The organism is Erwinia sp. B116 (assembly GCF_002865965.1).
Classification (GTDB): Bacteria; Pseudomonadota; Gammaproteobacteria; order Enterobacterales; family Enterobacteriaceae; genus Erwinia.
Genome location: NZ_JRZZ01000014.1, coordinates 77298 through 79251 on the forward strand (window position 1 = coordinate 77298; position 1954 = coordinate 79251).

The window sequence follows — 1954 nt, forward strand, 5'->3', positions numbered from 1 at the left end:
CGGCCGCAGCTGGTGCTGCTGGATGAGCCGCTGGCTAACCTTGACGTGCACCTGCGCGCGGCGATGGAGGAGGAGTTTACCCGCTTCCATCAGCACGCCGGAGCCACCCTGATCTACATCACCCACGACCAGCATGAAGCGATGGCGCTGGCCGATCGCATCGTGGTGATGCACGCCGGGGAGGTAATGCAGTTCGCCACCCCGCAAACCCTGTATCGCCAGCCGGCCAACGAGATGGTGGCACGCTTTATCGACGATGGCCGGGTGGTACCGGTCAGCGACATTGAGCCGGACGGCGCAGGCCAGGCGTGGGTCACGCTGTTCGGCCATCGCGTCTGCCTGCGTGCCTCCCCCGATCAGCGCGTACGTCCGGACGGCAACGTCTGCCTGCACGCGCCGGATCTGCAGCCGGTGGCTGAAGACCAGCCTGGCTTCTGTGCCGACGTGCGGCGGGTGGTTTACCGCGGCAGTTATCGTCAGCTGGAGATGGCACCGGTAGCCGATCCGCACAGCCGCCTGGCGCTGTTCCTTTCTCCCGATCGGCTGGTCAGCACCGGCGATCGTTTACGGCTGTCGGTCTCCGACGGCTGGGTTATTCCCTCTTAACGGCTCACACTCAAGGATCTCAGCACTATGCGTAGCAAGGTAAACACTCTGGTACTGACCGGCCTGCTCTCTCTGTCTGCCACCGCCGTTGCCGCCGACGGCAGGCTGGTGGTCTACACCTCGCAGGCACCGGAAATCGCGCAGCAGACCATCGATGCGTTTAAGGCCGCCAATCCGGGGATTGAGGTGTCGTGGACGCGCAACGGCACCACCCAGCTGATGAACGTGCTGCGCACCGAGATGATGAGCGGTGATGTGAAGGCTGACGTGCTGCTGGTGGCCGATGCGATTAACCTCGGGGCGCTGAAGAAAGAGGGCCAGCTGATGGCCTACGCCGGTGCGCCGGTCAGCCACATCAGCCCGGACTTTTACGACAAGGACAAAACCTGGTTTGGCACCAAAATTATCGCCACGGTGATCGGCTACAACACGCAGAAGGCCAAACCGGTTAACAGCTGGATGGCGCTGACCGACGCCGACAAACGTGGCCAGGTGGCGGTACCCAGCCCGCTTTACTCCGGTGCCGCGCTGTACCATCTGCACACCGCGATTAACACCCCGTCAATTGGCTGGGCGTTTTACCAGAAGCTGGCGGCCAACGGTATCACCCCGGAAGGCGGTAACGGCCCGGCGCTGAAGGCGGTGGCCAGCGGTATCGCTAAATATGGCGTGATTACCGACGCCGACCTGATCCGCGCGAAGAAGCAGGGCAGCCCGGTCGACCTGGTCTATCCGCAGGAGGGGGCCTCCTTTGTCACCGAGCCGGTGGCGATCCTGAAGGGGGCGCACAACGTGCCGGCGGCGAAGGCCTTTGTCGACTTTATGCTGTCCGAAAAAGGCCAGCAGCTGGTGGCTGAACAGGGGAACCGTCCGATTGATAAACGTGTGGCTGCCCCGGAGGGCTTTGCGCCGGTTGACACCATTAAGCTGCTGACGCTGGATACCGACAAAGCGGTGGCCGACGATAAGCAGGTACGCGAAAAATTCAGCGACATCTTCGGCGGCTGATGATGAGCGTGTTGCCTTCTCTGCTGCGCGGCGCTGCCGCCCGACCAACATCCCGCTGGCCGGGCAGCGAGCGCTGGGTGCTGTGGCTGCTGGCGCTGGCGATCGGCCTGCTCTCCATCGCGCCGCTGGCGCGCCTGATCTGGGCGGCGATCGCCCCCGCCGGCGTGCCGGACAGCGAGCGCTTGCTGCAGCTGCTGGCGACGCCGCGGGTACTGCGCGCCACCGGTAACACGCTGATTATCGCGCTGGCCTCGACCGGGCTGGCGCTGCTGCTCGGCACCCTGGCCGCCTGGCTGGTGGCGCTGAGCGATATGCGAGCGAAGGCCGCCTGGGTATTCGC

Annotated in this window: 1 protein-coding gene and 2 pseudogenes; all 3 read left to right on the plus strand. The window is 64.5% G+C overall.

Annotated elements, in window-relative coordinates; all coding sequences use genetic code 11:
* Nucleotides 1–606 (plus strand): annotated as a pseudogene (locus NV64_RS24045) (ABC transporter ATP-binding protein); the annotation flags it as partial.
* A 27-nt stretch (nt 607–633) separates the two neighbouring features.
* Nucleotides 634–1614, plus strand: a complete 981-nt coding sequence (locus NV64_RS12005) for an ABC transporter substrate-binding protein (protein WP_101505999.1) — start codon at nt 634–636, stop codon at nt 1612–1614.
* Between the two features lie 8 nt (nt 1615–1622).
* Nucleotides 1623–1954, plus strand: a pseudogene (locus NV64_RS12010) (iron ABC transporter permease); the annotation flags it as partial.